The following is a 17,701-nucleotide window of genomic DNA, read 5'->3' on the forward strand; positions in this document are numbered from 1 at the left end:
GATCTGTCCCATATTTCTACGTGGCAGGCTGGCTGCGGCGGGATGCCTGCCGAAAACGCCCTGGTTGGCGCAGTGCGGGAATTTCAGGCTAAAATGCCAAGTTACCCGAATTTTCCGCCAGCCCGGTATCCGGTTGTGCGGTCGTCGATCCCCGCAAAGATTTCCGCATATTCAACAGGAGAATCAACATGGCTGAACGCAAACGCGTGCGTCGCAACACCCTGGAACGCCGTTGCCTGGGCAAGGCTTTCAAGCGCTTGTTCGTCACGTCGCCCAAGGGCGTTTTCAAGATGCTGGAAAAGATCAAGCGCGTCTAAGTGACGCGTCCGGCCGGAGCCCGCTCCGGCCCGATCAAAAAAACCCGCCGGTTCGCCGAGCGGGTTTTTTTTTCGTCCTGTGCGGGCGCGGCCTACTTCCCGGCCTCGGGCGGGCCGAGCTTGGGCAGGATGAAATCCATGAAGGCGCGGGTTTTCGCTGGCTGGATGCTGGACGGATACACCACATAGATCGAGATCGGATCCACCGACCAGCCCGGCAGTACCCGTTTGAGGGAATTGCGCTTGATGATGGGCTCCAGCGCCAGGCAGTGCGGCATGCGGGTGATCGCCAGGTCCAGGCCGGCCAGGGTGCCCGCGATGCTCATGTTGTTGGCCGCCAGATGGCCGCTGACCGGGACGCGTTCGCTGACCGCGCCGCGGCGCAGGGTCCAATGCGAATGCGCCTCGTCGATCGTAGTGCGCAGGCACTGGTGCTGAGTGAGATCCGCCGGCGTCTTCGGTTCGCCGTGGCGTTCCAGGTAGCGGTCGGAGGCATAAAGATAGTTGTCCAGGGATACCAGTTCTTGCACGACGGCCCCGCCTTGCATGGCGCGGTTGCCGTTCATGTCGGCGGCGCTTGCCGCCGCCAGGGGGTAGTCGGCGTTGCTGCCAAAGCGCAGCACGATGTCGAACGGCGTGCCCTGCGCGTCCGAGGCCGTCAGCATGCTCAGGTCGAATTCGCATTCCACTTCGGGATAGCGATCCGTGAAATCGTTGATGGTTTCGGGCAGCAGCCAGATCGCCAGGCTATACGGCATGGAGACCCGCAGATTGCCCGAAGGACCGCCCGACAGCGACAGCAGTTGCTCGTGCGCGAGCCGCGCTTCGTCGATCAGCCCCTGGCAGCGGCGCATATAGGCTGCGCCAGCTTCGGTGAGATCCAGGCGGCGCGTGTTGCGGTTGATCAGGCGCAGGCCGATTGCGCGTTCCAACTCATTGATGCGGCGCGACAACGTCGAGGTCGGCATGTTCAGCGCGCGAGCCGCCAGGCTGAAGCTTTTGCGCTTGGCAACCTCCACGAACAAGGCGATGTCATTGAGCTGGACGGTCGAAGCTTCCATAGGCATTCCGAATTTGGCCGCCCGAGTGTACGCCACTACGACGCGCGTTCCCAAGATAGGCGGGGCTGCAGGGGGCTTCGAATTGTCGTTTTGTCAGATTTGATTGCAAATTTGCGCCGCGCGGGGCAGGTTCGCGCAGGCATATCCCCTAAACTTCAGGCGAAAACACGAAAACCAAGACCGCAGCGCTTGCATGACGCATCGCAAAGGGGCTCAGTGGGCATGACCGACACACCAACTTTTTTCACTGTTTTGACGCCCACTTATAATCGGGCGGGCACGCTGCACCGGGTATATGAATCCCTTTCCCGGCAAACGTTCCGGGATTTCGAATGGGTAGTGGTGGATGATGGTTCTACCGACAATACCCACGAATCCATCCTGGACTGGCAGGCGCGCGCCGATTTTCCGATCCGTTATTTCTGGCAGAACAACCGCCACAAGAAAACCGCGTTCAACCGTGGCGTGCGCGAGGCGCGCGGCCAACTGATCGTGGGGCTGGACAGCGACGACGAAATGCCGCCCGATGCCCTGGCCACGTTCAAGGACGCGTGGGACGCCATTCCGCCGGCCCGGCGCGAATCCTACGTTGCGGTGACGGGCTTGTGCGCGCGTCCGGATGGCAGCATCGTCGGCGACCGTTATCCACAGGACGTCTTTGACAGCACGGCCGTGGATGTTTATTTCCGCTATCGCATCAAGGGCGAGAAATTCGGCTGTATGCGCACCGACATCCTCAGGAAGTACCCCTTTCCGGAGGATGTCGCAGGCTTCGTGCCCGAAAGCCTGGTGTGGTGGGCGATCGCGCGCGCGGGCTACCTCAGCCGCTTCATCAACCGCGTGGTGCGCACCTACCACGACACGCCGGGCGGCCTGAGCCAGGGCGCGGTTTCGGTGGGCAACAACGCCCAGGGCCTCTATCTGCTGGCCTGGGACATGTTGCAGCACCACTTGGAATTCTTCCGCTACCGGCCGCGTGAATTCATCATGGCGGCGGCGCGCTATACCCGCTTTCGCCTGCACCTGAAGCACTCTGGCGTGCCCACGGCGGTGCAAGCCTACAAGCTCACGAACCCCGTGGCGAAGTTCATGGTTGCGGCCATGTGGCCGCTGGGGTATGCCATGTACCGGCGCGACAGGCGCCGCGGCGTGGCCTAGGGCCCGCGCCGGCAGGTCATGCGGGTGCCGCGGCGGGCGCCCCGTGGCCGAGTCCCAGATAGATCTCGACCACGCGCGGATCCTCCGCCACCTGCGCAGCCGGGCCTTCCAGCGTGACGGCGCCGGTCTCCAGCACATAGGCGTAATCGGCCACTTGCAGCGCGGCGCGGGCATTCTGCTCGATCAGCAGGATGGATACGCCCATTTCCCTCAGGCGGGCGACGATGCGGAACACTTCGCGCACGATGCGCGGCGCCAGGCCCAGACTGGGCTCGTCCAGCATCAGCAACCGCGGCTTGGCCATCAGGGCGCGGCCCACCGCCAGCATCTGGCGTTCGCCGCCGGACAAGGTGCCGGACAACTGGGCGCGGCGTTCCTTCAGGCGCGGGAACAGCTCGTAGACCTCGGCCAGCGTCTGGTCCTGGTCGCGCAAGCCGCTGCGAAAGCGATGAAATGCGCCGAGCATCAAGTTGTCCTCCACCGTCATCTCGGCGAACAGCTCGCGCTTTTCTGGCACGAGGTTCATTCCCGCGGCCACCATTTCCTCGATCTCGGCGTGTTCCTGCCGCTTGCCGCCGAAGACGATCTGCCCGCTGGACGGCAGCACGCCCATGATGGCGGACAGCAGGGTTGTCTTGCCTGCGCCGTTGGGGCCGATCACGGTGACGATCTGGCCTTCGCCGACTTCCAGGCTGACCCCCGAGACAGCTTCGACCTTGTCGTAGGCCACGCGCAGGTCGCGTACTTCCAGCAATTTCGCGCTCATCATTCCACTCCGCCCAGATAGGCTTCAAGCACCGCGGGATTGTTCTGGATCTCGGCCGGCAGGCCTTCGGCGATCTTCTCGCCGAAGTCCATGACCACCACGCGGTCCACCAGCCCCATCACGAAGTCCATGTCGTGCTCCACCAGCAGGATGGCCATGCCTTCGGCCCGCAGCTTCTTCAGCAGCTCGGCAAGCTCGCATTTCTCCTGGTAGCGCAGACCGGCGGCGGGCTCGTCCAGCAGCAGGATGCAGGGATCGGAAGCCAACGCGCGGGCAATTTCCAGGATACGCTGCTGCCCCAGGGCCAAGGAGCCCGCCTCGTCGTGCAGATGCTTGCCCAGGCCCACACGTTCCACCTGGCGGGCAGCCTCGGCCAGCAGGCGCGCTTCCTCGGCGCGGTCCAGCCGCCAGGCGGCCGGCAGCACGCCGCGGTGGCCGCGCAGATGGGCGCCGATGGCCACGTTTTCCAGCACGCTCATGCGGCCCAGCAGGCGCACGTGCTGGAAAGTGCGCGACAGGCCCAGGCGCGCAATGCGGCGGGCACCGGCGCCCGCCACCGAATGGCCCAGCAGCGTTACCGTGCCGGAAGTCGGCGTGTCCACGCCGGAAATCTGGTTGAACATGGTGCTTTTGCCCGCGCCGTTGGGTCCGATCAGCGCCAGGATTTCACCCGCGCGGATTTCCAGGTTCATGGCGTTGTTGGCGACCAGGCCGCCGAACTTGCGGGTCACGTCCACGGCTTTGAGCACCACTTCGCCGCGAGGCGGCATGGGCTTGCGCGGCAACGGCTCGGCACTCATGTCCAGCTTGCGCTGCTGCTTTTTCAGCGGCACGCAGCGCGTCAGGACGGGCCACAGTCCGCTGCGGGCGCGGTGCAGCAGCAGCACCATGCCGAAGCCGAACACGATCACCTCGAAGTTGCCGGTCTGGCCCAGCAGCTTGGGCATCCAGTCCTGTAGCCATTGCTTGAGCACGGTGAAGACGCCGGCGCCGACCAGCGCGCCCCAGACCTGTCCCGCGCCGCCGATGACGGTCATGAACAGGTATTCAATGCCCATCTGCAAGCCAAAGGGGTTGGGATTCACGAAGCGCTGCATATGCGCATAGAGCCACCCGGACGCGCAGGCCTGCAGTGCCGCGATAATGAAGATCACCATGCGCGAACGGGCGGTGTCCACGCCCATGGACTCGGCCATCACACGGCCGCCCTTGAGCGCACGGATGGCGCGGCCCTCGCGCGAATCCAGCAGGTTTTGCGTGGACCACACGGCCACCAGCAGGAAGGCCCAGATCAGGTAGTAGATGTTGTCGCCCTGGTTCAGGGTCCAGCCGAACAGATTGATGGCGGGTATGTCCGGGATGCCGGTGTGGCCGCCCAGGCCTTCGACGGAGCCGAAGACGAAGTACAGCGACAGGCCCCAGGCGATCGTGCCCAGCGGCAGGAAATGCCCCGAGAGCTTCAGCGTGATCGCGCCCAGCAGGTAGGCGATGGCCAGGGTCAGCGCCAGTCCGGCCAGCAAGGTCAGCCAGGGCGAGGCGCCCAGCCATGCCAGCCAGGACGGCAGGGTGTCCGCGCGGGTGGTCAGCAGCGCCGTGGTATAGGCGCCCACGCCGACGAACGCAGCCTGCCCGAAGCTCGTCAGGCCGCCGACGCCGGTCAGCAGCACCAGGCCCAGCGCCACCATGGCGTACAGGCCGATATAGTTCAGCAGCGTCACGTAGAACGGCGGCAGCACCAGCGGGGCAAGGGCCAGCAGCGCCAGGAATGCGAGAAGGATGTGGCGCGGATTCATTCGTCTTCTTCCTCGACGTGATGGCTTTTCAGTGAACGCCAGAGCAGCACGGGGATGATCAGCGTGAACACGATGATTTCTTTGTAGGCGCTGGCCCAGAACGAGGAGAACGCTTCGATCAGGCCGACCAGGATGGCGCCGGCCGCGGCCAGCGGGTAACTCACCAGGCCGCCGATAATGGCGCCCACGAAGCCCTTCAGGCTGACCATGAAGCCCGAGTCGAAGTACATGGTGGTGATGGGGGCGATCAGGATGCCCGAGACCGTGCCGATCAGCGCGGCCAGGAAGAACGTGGCCTTGCCTGCGAAGATCGGCGATATGCCCATCAGCCGCGCGCCCAGCCGGTTGAATGCCGCCGCGCGCAGCGCCTTACCATACATCGATCGTTCGAAGAATTGGTAGAGCACGATGATCAGCAGGGCGGACACCGCCACTACCCACAGCGCCTGGCTGTTGACGTTCAGCGGCCCCAGGCTCAGGCTGGCGTCGCTGAACGGCGCGGTGCGGGCGCCTTCCGCGCCGAAGGCGAGCAATCCCAGGCCGACCAGCGCCAGGTGCACGGCGATGGAGACGATCAGCAGCACCAGGGTCGAGGCGGACGCGATGGGCTGATAGAACAGGCGGTACAGCTGCGGCCCCATCGGCACGACCAGCAGCAGCGTCAGCAGCGCCTGCGCGGCCATGGGCAATTGCGCCAGCGGCAGGTTGTAGAACAGCGCGGCCAGCACCAGCGGATAGATGAGCTTGACGGCCATGCGCCAGGCGCCACGATTGCGCCCCGGCCGTTTGCGGCGCGCGAGTAGGTCGGCGATCACTTCGGCCACCGCGAAGGCAAACAGCAGCCACACCAGCAGCACCGGCTTGCCAGCCTGCAGCGCAGCCATGGTGAGCGCGCCGAACGCAACGAATTCACCTTGCGGGATGAACAGCACGCGGGTGACGGTAAAGACCAGCAGGATGGACAAAGCCAGCAGCGCATAGATGGCGCCGTTGGTGATGCCGTCCTGCCCAAGAATCAGGGCAATCTGAGCATTCATGCGAAATTCCGGGTAAGACAGACAAGCACGTCGGGCACATCACCCCCTATCCACGCGCGCCCGCCAGGATGCTACGGAACAGACTCTGCGCACCCTATCGGGATGCCACGAAGCCGGCTCTGTGCATCCCTGGCGGGATGCCGCGGATCCAGCTTTGCCGGTCCGCAGGCATGCCCCCCTGGGGGGGAGCGCGCAGCGCTTTGGGGGGACTACTTCACCAGCGTCCAGGCGCCGTCCTTGACGGTGATGAGTTCGCGGCCACGGTCGTCAAAGCCGCTGTGGTCGGCGGCCGTCATGTTGTAGACGCCCTGGGTGCCGACCAGCTCTTTCGTCTGTTCCAGCGCATCGCGCAGCGCGCTGCGGAATTCCTTGGTGCCCGGCTTGCCGGCCTTCTCGGCGAGGGGCACGGCTTTTTCCAGCAGCAGGCCGGCGTCATAGACGTTGGCGCCGAAGGTAGCGGGCTTGGAGCCGTTGAGCTTTTCATAAGCGGCGATGTAGTCGGCAGCGACCTTCTTGGAAGGGTTGCTGTCCGGCATTTCCGGCAGTACCAGCATCAGGCTGGCGGCCAGCACCGTGCCTTCCACCTTCTTGCCGCCCAGCTTCAGGAAGTCGGGCAGGGCCGCGCCGTGGGTCTGGTAGAACTTGCCCTTGTAGCCCTGGTCGAACAGGGTCGTCTGCGGCAGCACGCTGGCGGCGCCGGGGGCAGCCACCAGCACGGCATCCGGCTTGGCGGCGAGGATCTTCAATGCCTGGCCGGTGACCGAGCTGTCAAAGCGCAGATAGCGTTCGTTGGCGCTGATCTTGATGCCTTTCTCGGCAGCCAGGCCGGAGAAGACCTTGTACCAGTTCTCGCCGTACGGGTCGTTCAGGCCGATGAACCCGACTGTCTTGATGCCGGTCTTGGCCATGTGGTCGACGAGAGCGCGCGCGATGATGTCGTCGTTCTGCGTGGTCTTGAACACCCATTTCTTCTGGTCGTTCATGGGCAGCACGACCGCGGCGGTGCCTACCGGCGCCAGCATGGGCACGCCGGCCTCGGCCGCGAACTGGATCACGCCCATGGCATTGGGCGAGCCCGAGGGGCCGATCAACGCATCGACGTTCTGCTCCGAAATCAGCTTCTTGAAGGCCGTTACCGAGTTGGTGGAATCGCTGGCGTCATCCAGCGAAATGTATTCCACGGTCAGGTCGCCGATCTTCTTCGGCAGCAACGGCACGGTGTTCTTCTGGGGGATCCCCACCAGCGCCGTGGGGCCGGTGGACGAGGTGACGACGCCGACCTTGACTTGGGCCAGGGCGGGCAGGGCGAACAGCGCGGCTACCGCGGCGGCCGCGGCCAGGGGGAGTTTCTTCGACAGCATGGCAAAACCTCCGGATAGGGAGCAGGGTGGGGGTGCGGCTGGAAAACGGAGAAAACAGGTACTGCGGAAATTGCTGGGCTTGCTCTGATACTTGTTACTTAAACTTTCTGTGCGCAGGCTCGCACTGTAGACCTGGTCCGCAGTGCTTACCTATCCGTCAAAACCCGAAGCGGGCTGAAGGGTATGCGTTCAGATAGTGATGGAACTGACGCTGGCGCCGCCGCAGACGAACAGCGTCTGGCCGGTAACGAAGCTGTTGGCGGGATCGGCGAAGAACATGACGGCGCGCGCCACATCGTCCGAGCGGCCCAGCCGCTTGACCGGTATGCCGGCGGCCAGCTGTTTCTCGCGTTCGCTGCCGGGTTCGATCACTTCGTAGAACATGTCGGTCTGGATCGGGCCAGGGGCCACCACGTTGACCGTGATGCCATAGGGCGCGAGTTCCAGGGACCAGGTGCGCGCCATGCCTACCATGCCCGCCTTGGTGGCCGAATACGCCGTGCGGGTGGGCAAGCCGAGGGCGCCGCGCGAGGACATCATCACGATGCGGCCGAACTTGCGTTCCTGCATCCCGGGCAGCGCGGCTTGCACCAGGCTGATTGCCGCGCCCAGATGAATCTGCGTCAAACCGTGCAATTCTTCCTGCGTGACCTGGGGCAGCAGGTTGGGCCAGATGACGCCTGCGTTATGGATCACGTGGCTGATGGGAAACTTGGCCGCGGCTTCGGCGCCCGCCTGCGCGGTGGCTTCGGCGTCCAGCAGGTCCACCTGCACGTTGTGCAGGCGCGGATGGCTGAAGTCGGCCGCGCGGCGCGCCATGGAAATCACTTCATAGCCCGCGTCCAGCATGCTGCGGCAGATTTCCGCGCCGATGCCGGCGCTGCCGCCGGTCACGATAGCGACGTTGGAGTGCGTCATGGATATCCCCCTGTTGTCGTTGTTGTGCGGCCGGCTCAGGCCTTGGGTGCCAGTGCAAGCACGCGCAGCGGACTGCCCGAGCCGCTGCGGATCTTGAGCGGCGCCGAGAAGACCACCGCGCCGGTGGGCGGCAATTGGTCCAGGTTGGTCAGGCACTGCAGGCCGTAGCGGTTATTGCCGTGCATGTAATAGTGGCAGGGGTAGGGAGGATCGAGGTGTTGCGCCTGGCCGGCATCGGTGCCGACCGACTCGGTGCCAAAGCCGTGCACGTCGCGTTCCTTGATCAGCCAGGGCACCACTTCCGCGTCCGGACCGGGCGAGTGCGCGCCGTCTTCCTGCAGATTCAGGTATTCGGCGGGCTTGGCGCGCTTGGACCAATCGGTGCGCATCAACACCCAGGAGCGCGCCGGAATGCGGCCATGCCGCTCTTCCCATTTCTTCACGAAGTCTATGGTCAGCAGGAAGTCCGGGTTGTCGCGTGCCTCGGCCGAGCAGTCGATGACGCAGGCGCTGGCGATGAAGGCCTCGATCGGGATCGTGTCCACGGTGTTGTCGGGCTGGTCCTTGCCGGTGACCCAGTGGGCCGGCGCGTCGAAGTGGGTGCCGGTGTGCTCGGAACACGAGAAATTGTTCCAGTACCAGGCGGGGCCGCGCTCGTCATAGCGCGAGATCTCCTCGATGCGGAACGGCCAGGCCTGACCGAATTCCGGCGGCAGCACGATGGTGGGGAATTCGGGCGTGAGCGTCTCGGTCAGGTCCACCAGGCGGATGCGGCCGGACACCAGTTCGGTCATGAATTGGGCAAGAATGTTCTGGCTCATGTGCTGTTCCTCTAGATTCGTGCGTTATCGGGGGATGGGCGGCCCGTCAGGCTCCCAGCTCCCGTTCCAGTCCTTTGGGGTTCTCCGCCAGCCGGGCGCGGAATTCCTGCGCGACATCGCCGACGTAAACGTCCTCGATGCCTTCCTTCAGCGCGCGCACGATGGCGGCTGCGATCGCCGCGGGCGCCACGCGCGGGGGCGGCGTGCGCTGTTCCCATTCGTGGTCCACGGGTCCCGGGAACACGTTCACCACCCGCACGCCCGCGCCGCGCATCTCGGCGCGCAGGCATTGCGCCAGGGATAGCGCGGCCGCCTTGGACGCCGACCACATGCCGCGCGACGGCAGGTTCATGTGCGCATAGATCGACAGTACGTTGACCCAGGCCGTGGCGCTGTTCACGCCGTCCGCGGCGCGTCCGCAAAGGGCCGGGCCGAAGCTTTGCGCCAGGCGCATCAACCCCAGCACGTTCACGTCCAGGGCATCGCGTGCCGTGTTGACGTCCTTGCGGTTCAGCAAGCCGCCCTCGCGCTCCTGGTCCGCGGTATTTACCAGGATCTCCACCTTGCCGCCGATGGAGGCCGCCACCCGCTCGACAGAGTCGGTATCGGTCACGTCCAGCACTACCGTCTGCACACGCGGGTCCGCCGCCAGCGCGTCGAAGGCGGCGTCGCGCTTCCAGGCTTGCGGATCGCCCAGGAACACGGTGGGGCAGCCTGCTTCCAGCAGGGCGCGCGCCACGGCCTGGCCCACCGCCGATTTGCCGTCGGTGACGAGCGCGCGGCGGAACTTCGGATCGCACGAGGTTTCGCGCAGGGTCTTGTCGTCTTCCATGTTCGGAGTGTTCCTTTCTGGCAGGGCGATCATCACGGCCTGGCCGCTGCGGTCCAGCTTCAGCGCCAGGCGCACGCGGCCGCCATCAACGCAGTCCTGGTGCACATGCGCCACGACCGAGGGGCCGGCCGTCATGCGCACCGTGCCCACGCGCCAGGGCAGGCGTTCGCGGAAATACAGGTCATTGCTGTGGTGCAGGGTGGTGCTGACCAGCAAGACGCCGCCGGGGTCGGCCGGACGCCATGGCAAGCGTTCGGACAGGCAGTTGCCGCAGACCTCGCGAGGCGGATACTGGACCTCGCCGCAGTCGGCGCAGGTCTGCAGCTCGAAGCGGCCTTCGGCGGCGGCGGCGGTCAGCCCCAACGCGCTGCGGCTGCGCCAAGCTGGCGGCAAGGTGGGCTGGCGGGTGCGGGCGATCGGATTCTTGCGGGGAGGCTTGGCCAAGGGTTCGGTCATGCGTCGCTCCCCAGAATGGCCGCGGCGGTGCAAAGCCCGCGGTCGTAGTTGATCATGCCGAAACCACTGACCATGCCGAGGCGGGCGCCGGCCACCTGCGTGCCGCCGGCGGTGCCGCTCAGCTGGCGCAATGCCTCGACCAGTCCAAGATAGCCGCCGGCAGCGCCGGCCTGGCCGACCGACAACTGGCCGCCGTTGGTGTTGAACGGGAAGCTGCCGTCCACGGTGAAACTATGGTTGCGCACGAAGTCGGGCGCCGAGCCCTTCGGGCAGAAGCCCAGGTCTTCCATCTGCATCAGGTTGATGACGGGATAGTCGTCATAGGCTTGCAGGAAATCCATGTCGCCGGGTTGCGTGCCGGCCTGGCCGTAAAGCTCGTCCAGATCCATGGTCCAGCCGCCTCGCGTCTGGATCGGGTCCTCGATCCAGGCATTGTGGCGTTCGATGGTGGAGAGAATGCGGGCATAGGGCAGGTTCAGCGCGCGCGCGCGGTCCCGGCTCATGACCAGGAACGCGTCGGCACCGGCGCAGGGCATCACGCAATCGAAAAGATGGATCGGGTCGGTGATGACGCGCGCGTCCAGGTATTGCGCCAGGGTCAGCGGCTTTTTCATCAGCGCGTGCGGGAAGCGCAGGGCGTTGTCGCGCTGAGCGACGCAAAGCTTGCCGAAGTCCTCGCGGGTGGCGCCGGTCGCGCGCATGTAGTTGGCGGTCAGCAGCGCGAAGCTGGCGTTGGGGCCGCCCGCGCCATACGGGTAGACCGCGTCCTGCGCAAAGCGGGAAAACTGGCTCACGGTGTTGCGGAACGAGTCCACGTGGTTGGTGTCGCCGGCCAGGCAAGCCACGATGTCCGCATCGCCGGCCTGCACGGCGCGGGCCGCGCGGCGCAGCGCGGCCACGCCACTGGCGCCACCCATGGGAATGTGGTCCAGCCAGCGCGGGCTCATGCCCAGGTGCTGCACGAGCCCGACGGCGGTGTCTGGCGCTAGCGTGAAGCTGGAAACGCAGAGTCCGTCCACGTCGGTCTTGGCGATGCCTGCCTGTCGGATCAGTGCGCCCAGCGCTCGCCCCAGCCACCAATGGGCGGCGTGGGTGGAATAGCGTTCATACGGAATGGTGACGGGCAAGGCCGCCACCACGCCGTCGTAGCCTTGGCGGCTCATCGCGCGGGCTCCTGGCGTTTCTTCATGTGGCCGGTGTCCACGCAGCGGGCCGTGCCGGGCAGCGTGGGCGCCAGGGCTTTCATTTCGCCGCGCTGGATCTTGTTGGTGGTGGTCAGCGGCAGGCTGTCGACGAAGGCCACGTAGCCGGGCGCCTTGTAATAAGCCAGCTGTTCCAGGCTCCATTGCACAATGCTGCGGGCGGCCTCGGCCATGGCGGCGCCCTCGGCCGGCAGGCTCTCGGCCACCACGCAGGCCAGCACCTCGTCGCCGCGCACCGCGTCGGGCACGGCGGCGACCGCCACGGCCTTCACCAGCGGATGCTGCAGCAGCACGCTTTCCACTTCCACCGCGGAAATGTTTTCGCCGCTGCGGCGGATGACGTTCTTCTTGCGATCCACGAAGCGCAGCGCGCCATCGGCATCGCGGCGCACGAGGTCGCCGGTATGGAACCAGCCGTCTTCCCAGGCCTGGGAGGTGGCTTCCTCGTCCTTGAGGTAACCGGCGAAGAAGCCATAGCGCGGGTCCTCGCCGGCATGCCGCACCAGGAGTTCGCCCGGCTCGCCCGCGGCGGCCTCGGTCCCTGCATCGGTGACGATGCGCACCAGCACATCGTCTTCCTCGCGGCCGAAGCAGCTGCTGCCGATGTGGCGCGGCTCGCGGTTGGCGATGATCACGGCGCCTGCGCCGGTCTCGGTCATGGCCCAGGCTTCCAGCAGCGGAAAGCCGAAGCGCGCCTCGAAGGGCTCATGCAGCTTGCGGTCCACGCCGGCGCCGAACCCGAAGCGGATCGCCGCTTGCTTGTCGCTCGGGGATGGCTCGGCCTTCATCAGGATGGCGGGCATGACGCCCAGGTAGTGCAGTACCGTGGCGCCAGAGTCGCGCACGCTGTCCCACCAGGTTTTGGGATGGAAGCGGTCCAGCGGGATCAGGCAGCCACCGGTCAGCACCATGGCCATGGCCGAGTACGCCATGGCGTTCATGTGGACCAACGGCAGGGGCGTCAGCATGCGTTCCTGGCCCGGGCGCAGTTCACACAGTCCGCCGATGCGGGCATACCAGCCGCCCGCGTGCAGGAAATAGCGGTTGGGCAGGATGCAACCCTTGGGCCGGCCGGTGGTGCCGGAGGTGTAGAGCAGGGCGCATTCCGTCAGTACGCCGGGTTCCTCGCCGGCCAGCGGCGCGGCAAAGGGCGCGGCGGGCGGCGCGTCGTCTGGCCCCATCACTCGCAATTCGCGGCCGGCGCGCTCTGCTGCGGCCAGCAGGTCCGCGTGGCGTTCGGGCAGCGCCACGGCCAACGCAATCTCCGAGTGTCCTGTGAGGTATTCGAGTTCGGCGGCGCGCAGGTCGGGGTTGATAGGCACCACCGATACGCCCAGCGCGTTCAGCGCAAACCAGTGCAGGAAGAAGGCGGGGCGGTTCTCCAGCAGCAGGCCGGCGCGATGGCCGTGGCCGTAGCCGGCGCGGGTATAGGCCGCGCGCAAGGCTTCGATGGCGTCGGCGGCCTGGGCGTAGGTCAATTCGCCGGCGGCGATGCCATAGGCCTGCGCCGTTTCCGGCAGGATGCACAGGAAGGGCTGGGCGCCGTAGCGGGCCGCGGTGTCGCGGAATGCCTGATGGACCGTGGTGCTCACAAGCCGCTCCTACATGAACAATTGGATATTGCCGAAGGCCGCGTCGCAATTGACGAGGTCCACGCGCTTGAGGCGGATACGCAGTCCGCCCTCGTGCTCCACCAGATGGTGGGTGGCCCAGCCGGCGTACAGCGTCTGCGAGTCTTGACGCGTTTCGACGTAATGGAAGGCGGTGCGGACCACGTGGCGGCCTTCGGCAGGCGCGGCGTCGGGATGCCCGTGTTCTACCGTGGGCGCCTGCAGCAGGTGATGGCAGCGGCTCTTGGGCTGTTGAGAGAAAGTGCGTTGGCCCGCCAGTCGTTCCACGCGCACGCGCAGCAGCAGCTTGTCCTCGTACATGAGGGACGCATGCAGCCTGGGGTCGGTCTGGCCATGGGCCAGCGGCATCCAGTAGTAGCCGTCGTCGGTGTACAGGTTCAGCCAATCCTCGAACCGCAGCTCGTCGAGCATGCGCGCCTCGGCGTAGACAAAATCGATCAACTCGCGGTCGCTTGCGCTCATACCGACTCCGGTCCGGTCATATAGCGGCCCCATGCGCGGTACTGGTTGCGCATCTGCCATTCATTGGTGCCATTGGTGGCGACGTTCTTCTGGCCGACTTCGTCGGGCGAGTACAAACGGCCCACGTTCACCCAGTCTCGCGCGCGTGACTGCAGGCCGTCCTGCGCGCGCTCGTACATTTCGAGGTCGTCGTGCCCGACGACCGAGGTCGGTGCGTTGATGAGGCGGTTGTACATGAGTGTGCGTTCCAGCAGCAGATCGGGCGCGCCCACCAGGCGGAAGGTCCAGGATTCCACCAGCGTGCGGTCCGCGGCAATGGGCTTGAAGACGCGCAGCGTCTGGATCGGGCCCTTGACCATGATGTTGGGGAAGTACACGGTGTTGTGGCGCACGTCGCCCAGGATCTGGTGGGCGCGTTCCTCGCCGTAGGCCGCAACCATGGAGTCCCAGTAACCGGGAATGCCGGAGTAGGAGGCATGGATGGAGTCGGATACGCCCGTGTGGCCATGGCCGTTCTCCCACACGCGGATGCCCATGTTTTCGAAGAACTCGTAGGGCGAGATGAACGGCGCGAACAACTCCACGGCCATGGGCTTGGGCGTGCCTTCGGGAGCCTGTTCCCAGACCTTCACTGCCGTGCCCGCCGAGGACTCGTGCGCCACCATCGGATGGCAGGTGTCGGTCTGGTTGTCGACCAGCATCTTCCAGTTGCACCGGTGCATATAGCGCAGCACGCCGCCGGCGACTTCCAGGCGGCCTTCGGGAGAGCGGTCCACCATGTTGTCCAGCGTGGAGAGCGATTCGCCGAAGAAATCCTCGAAGGATTGGCCCTCGGGGTTCAGGCGGCAGAACACAAAGCCGCGATGGTTCTTCACGTCCTTCACGGCGGCCATGCCCTGGCTGGCTTCGCAGTTTTCCAGGCCAGTGTTCTCATAGCCCTTTTTCAGCGGGATGGACAGCAGGCTGCCGTCGGTCTTGAAGGTCCAGGCGTGGTAGGGGCAGCGGAAGAACTTGCCTGTGTTGCCGCAGGCATCGCCCGCCACCATGGTGCCCTTGTGCGGGCAGCGGTTGTGCAGCACCCGCACCGAACGATCGCTGTGGCGCACCATCACTACCGGCTGGTTGCCGACCGTGGTGGTGATGTAGTCGCCCGGGTTGGGAACCTGGCTGTCATGGCCCACGTAGACCCAGGTGTTGGCGTACAGGCGTTCCATCTCCAGGTCGAACAGTTCCTGGTCGATGAACAGATCCTTGTGCACTTCGGTGTCGCGCAGCAGGGCGCGGATGGCGTCGGGATTGTCGCGGTATTTGCTCATGATTGCGCTTTCTTCCGGGCTACAGGTCCAGCACCAGGCGCGCAGACTTCGCGCGCGAGATGCAGATCTGGATGATCTTGCCGCTGGCCTTCTCGGTATCCGAGAGGTAGTAGTCGCGATGGTCGGGTTCGCCTTCCAGCACGGTGGCTTGGCAGACGCCGCACTCGCCGCGTTTACAGTCGAACATCGGATCGCAGCCTTCCTCTTCCATCACGTCGACGATGGTCTTGTCCGCGGGGATTGTCAGCACCCGGCCGGACTGGCGCAGCTCGACCTCGAAGGGCTGGTCGCCCGCTTGCGGCGCGGCCGTGGCGAAGAGTTCGAAATGGATGTGCGCATCGGGCCAGTGGCGCGCGCGGGCTCCCTGGATGACGGCGTCGATCAAGCCCTTGGGGCCGCATACGTACAGATGCTGACGCGGCGAGGACGCCGCCAGCAGCGCCTGCAGGTCGAAGCGGCAGGAGGGGTCATCGTCGGCATGCAGGCTCAGGTCGTCGCCGGCCAGGGCCTGGAGCTCGGGCAGGAAGGCCAGTTGGTCCTTGCTGCGGCCGCAGTAGTGCAGGTGGAAGGCGCGGCCGGCCGCCTTCAGCGCGGCGGCCATGGAGGCGACCGGCGTGATGCCGATGCCGCCCGCGATCAGCACCACGGGTTCGTCGCCGGCAGGTGATTCGTGCAGCGGAAAGTCGTTCTTCGGGCCTTCGACCGTAAGCGTGTCGCCTTCGGCCAGCGCGTGCATGTGGCGCGATCCGCCCTGGCTGGTTTCCTCCAGGCGCACGCCCAGCCGGTACTCCGCCGGCTGCGCGAACTTTCCTGCCTCCGGCGCCAGCTGCACCAGCGAGTAGCAGCGCGGTTCGCGCAGGCCCGGCACCGTTACCTTCAGGTGCGCGCCCGGGCCGAAGGCGGGCAGCGGGCCGGCGTCCTCGCGCGCCAGCCGGAACGAACGGATCAATGGCGATTCCTGCCGGACTTCCCGGACGATGAGTTTCAATGTCTGCACGGCGTTTGTCCCTATCTGTATTGGTCTCAGGCCGCCAGCTTTTCAGCCAGCTGGCGTTCCATGGGACCGCATTTCTCATTGGCCAGCGCGGTTTCGCGCAGCGAGCGCAGCGTGTCGGCGGCGTCGGGCCTGCCTGCCAGTTGTTCCGCCGCGGCAATCAGCTGGCGGTACTTGCCGCCGCCGCGCACGTGCGTGTCGCTGTAGCCCTTGACCAGGCGGCGGCAGTTGACGGTTTCAACGGCCAGCGCGTAATCGCGCGGAGCCAGCCTGGCGATCAGGTCCAGCCACTGTTCCAGGCCGGCGGCCTCTGCCTGATGGCGCAGCGTACTGCGGCGGAAACGCCGCATGCCGGCCAGCGTGTACAGCATCAGGAAGCCGCCCAGCGTGCCGCTCTGCATGCGGCGGCCACGGCCCAGGCGACGTTCGACGAAGCCGCCGAACACCTTGGAACCTTCGAGCCAGCGTCCCAGTCCGGCGGGCAAGGTGCCGCAGATCTCTTCCAGGCGCGGGTGCATGAACTCGGTGGTGTAGACCAGTTGGTCCGCGCGTGCGCCCACTTCCTGGCGCACGCGGTCAAAACGCGCGCCGCGGGTTTTCAGGTCGGCGACGCGGATTACGTCGTCGTAGGCCATGGCTGTGGCCACATAGCGCGCGGCGGCACAGGTCAGGGCCCATTGCCGGGCTTCCCCGCCATGGGCGGCGTCCAGGTCGCGGATGGCCTTCATGCGGCGCAGGTATTCGGTGGCATAGGCCAGGTCCTGGAATTCGATCTGGCGGCGCACGCCCACGGCCAGCATGGGTTGGGCACAGGCCGGAAAGTCGCGCTTGATCGTATCCAGCAGGGCTTGCGCCTTGGGGCTGGCGGCGCGCTCAGGCACCGCGGGCACCGGGCGCGCCAGGTCGATGGGGGCAGGCTGCGCGGGCGCCTGGTCTGCGGACTCGTAGCCCAGCGCAAAGGCGCGCAGGCTGGCTTCCACGCCCAGGCCGGCGCGCCGCACCGTGGCTTCGAAATCGTCGCGCGAGAACGGCAGGGCGCCGCTGCCGGCCACCGCGCCGAACAGGCTGGCGCTGATGACGCTGCCGGCGCGGTCGGCCAGGTCTTGCAGATCGAAGCACAGAAAGCGCTTGGCCGCGGCGCGGCCCGCCTCCAGCACCTTGTTCGGGTCGGCGATGCCATTGCCTGGCGCGGATTTTTCGCTCACCGCGTAGCTGCGGTGCGAAGAGGTAAGCAGCACGGTGCGTTCTGGCGTGACCAGCCCGCGCTGGATGGCGCGGCCGCCCTCCATCAGTTCGGCCGCCACCACCAGGTCCACGTCGCCCGGCGTAGGCATCAGAGCCAGCGCGGGCTGCTTGCCCGCGCGCCGAACTTCGGCTTCGGGCAGCAGTTCCAGGTAGTAGATGGTGGCGCCGGTACGTTGGGCCACGCCCGGCACCGAGGTGGTCTGGGCCCACCAGCCGGCGTGCTCGGCCATGTCGACGATCCAGTCGGCCAGCACGCCGCCGCCCTGGCCGCCCATGGCGAGAATGGCGATCTTGATCGGGTTGCCTTGTTGCATAACGGCCGGGTTCATGG

At 66.1% G+C, this 17,701-nt stretch carries 16 protein-coding genes; 2 read left to right on the plus strand and 14 right to left on the minus strand.

The features are described from left to right. Positions 1 to 188: 188 nt before the first annotated feature. On the plus strand, positions 189 to 317 hold the full coding sequence (locus VCS63_RS07620; protein WP_255423380.1) for a hypothetical protein: 129 nt from the start codon (positions 189 to 191) through the stop codon (positions 315 to 317). 92 nt (positions 318 to 409) lie between these two features. On the opposite strand, the gene VCS63_RS07625 is transcribed toward VCS63_RS07620, so the two are convergent. Then, a complete protein-coding gene (locus VCS63_RS07625; RefSeq protein ID WP_063960003.1) occupies positions 410 to 1,378 on the minus strand; it encodes a LysR family transcriptional regulator in 969 nt (322 codons plus the stop codon). Between the two features lie 222 nt (positions 1,379 to 1,600). On the opposite strand from VCS63_RS07625, the gene VCS63_RS07630 reads away from it, so the two are divergent. Further along, positions 1,601 to 2,536, plus strand: a complete 936-nt coding sequence (locus tag VCS63_RS07630; protein ID WP_063642227.1) for a glycosyltransferase family 2 protein — start codon at positions 1,601 to 1,603, stop codon at positions 2,534 to 2,536. Between the two features lie 16 nt (positions 2,537 to 2,552). On the opposite strand, the gene VCS63_RS07635 is transcribed toward VCS63_RS07630, so the two are convergent. The 13 genes from VCS63_RS07635 to VCS63_RS07695 all read right to left on the minus strand — a co-directional run bounded on the left by VCS63_RS07635 (position 2,553) and on the right by VCS63_RS07695 (position 17,699). Further along, positions 2,553 to 3,302, minus strand: a complete 750-nt coding sequence (locus VCS63_RS07635) for an ABC transporter ATP-binding protein (RefSeq protein ID WP_042796509.1) — start codon at positions 3,300 to 3,302, stop codon at positions 2,553 to 2,555. Further along, positions 3,302 to 5,095 (minus strand): ABC transporter permease subunit, encoded by a 1,794-nt coding sequence (locus VCS63_RS07640; protein ID WP_042796510.1) that lies wholly within the window; start codon positions 5,093 to 5,095, stop codon positions 3,302 to 3,304. Before VCS63_RS07640 ends, VCS63_RS07635 begins: the two co-directional genes overlap by 1 nt. Beyond that, a complete protein-coding gene (locus VCS63_RS07645) occupies positions 5,092 to 6,132 on the minus strand; it encodes a branched-chain amino acid ABC transporter permease (RefSeq protein WP_063960005.1) in 1,041 nt (346 codons plus the stop codon). The genes VCS63_RS07640 and VCS63_RS07645 overlap by 4 nt, the downstream gene beginning before the upstream one ends. A 209-nt stretch (positions 6,133 to 6,341) precedes the next feature. Further along, a complete protein-coding gene (locus tag VCS63_RS07650) occupies positions 6,342 to 7,493 on the minus strand; it encodes an ABC transporter substrate-binding protein (RefSeq protein WP_042796512.1) in 1,152 nt (383 codons plus the stop codon). Between the two features lie 189 nt (positions 7,494 to 7,682). Next, positions 7,683 to 8,411 (minus strand): SDR family NAD(P)-dependent oxidoreductase, encoded by a 729-nt coding sequence (locus VCS63_RS07655; RefSeq protein WP_063960006.1) that lies wholly within the window; start codon positions 8,409 to 8,411, stop codon positions 7,683 to 7,685. A gap of 35 nt (positions 8,412 to 8,446) precedes the next feature. Further along, positions 8,447 to 9,232 carry a cyclase family protein gene (locus tag VCS63_RS07660; protein ID WP_042796514.1) on the minus strand — a complete coding sequence of 262 codons (786 nt, stop codon included), beginning with the start codon at positions 9,230 to 9,232 and terminating at the stop codon, positions 8,447 to 8,449. 46 nt (positions 9,233 to 9,278) lie between these two features. Then, positions 9,279 to 10,520, minus strand: coding sequence for an SDR family NAD(P)-dependent oxidoreductase (locus VCS63_RS07665; RefSeq protein WP_042796515.1), 1,242 nt, complete (start codon positions 10,518 to 10,520; stop codon positions 9,279 to 9,281). Then, positions 10,517 to 11,683, minus strand: coding sequence for a thiolase family protein (locus tag VCS63_RS07670; protein WP_042796516.1), 1,167 nt, complete (start codon positions 11,681 to 11,683; stop codon positions 10,517 to 10,519). Before VCS63_RS07670 ends, VCS63_RS07665 begins: the two co-directional genes overlap by 4 nt. After that, complete coding sequence (locus tag VCS63_RS07675) at positions 11,680 to 13,314, minus strand: AMP-binding protein (protein ID WP_323879176.1); 1,635 nt, start codon at positions 13,312 to 13,314, stop codon at positions 11,680 to 11,682. The genes VCS63_RS07670 and VCS63_RS07675 overlap by 4 nt, the downstream gene beginning before the upstream one ends. A gap of 9 nt (positions 13,315 to 13,323) precedes the next feature. Beyond that, positions 13,324 to 13,815: an aromatic-ring-hydroxylating dioxygenase subunit beta gene (locus VCS63_RS07680; RefSeq protein WP_042796518.1), complete on the minus strand. Its 492-nt coding sequence runs from the start codon at positions 13,813 to 13,815 to the stop codon at positions 13,324 to 13,326. Beyond that, positions 13,812 to 15,131: an aromatic ring-hydroxylating dioxygenase subunit alpha gene (locus tag VCS63_RS07685; protein WP_042796519.1), complete on the minus strand. Its 1,320-nt coding sequence runs from the start codon at positions 15,129 to 15,131 to the stop codon at positions 13,812 to 13,814. The genes VCS63_RS07680 and VCS63_RS07685 overlap by 4 nt, the downstream gene beginning before the upstream one ends. 19 nt (positions 15,132 to 15,150) lie before the next feature. Continuing rightward, positions 15,151 to 16,128 carry a PDR/VanB family oxidoreductase gene (locus tag VCS63_RS07690; protein ID WP_063960008.1) on the minus strand — a complete coding sequence of 326 codons (978 nt, stop codon included), beginning with the start codon at positions 16,126 to 16,128 and terminating at the stop codon, positions 15,151 to 15,153. A gap of 26 nt (positions 16,129 to 16,154) precedes the next feature. Continuing rightward, positions 16,155 to 17,699, minus strand: coding sequence for an indolepyruvate oxidoreductase subunit beta family protein (locus VCS63_RS07695; protein WP_042796521.1), 1,545 nt, complete (start codon positions 17,697 to 17,699; stop codon positions 16,155 to 16,157). Positions 17,700 to 17,701: the final 2 nt, after the last annotated feature.

Source organism: Achromobacter sp. D10, from assembly GCF_035282245.1.
GTDB classification, from domain to species: Bacteria; Pseudomonadota; Gammaproteobacteria; order Burkholderiales; family Burkholderiaceae_B; genus Achromobacter; species Achromobacter insolitus.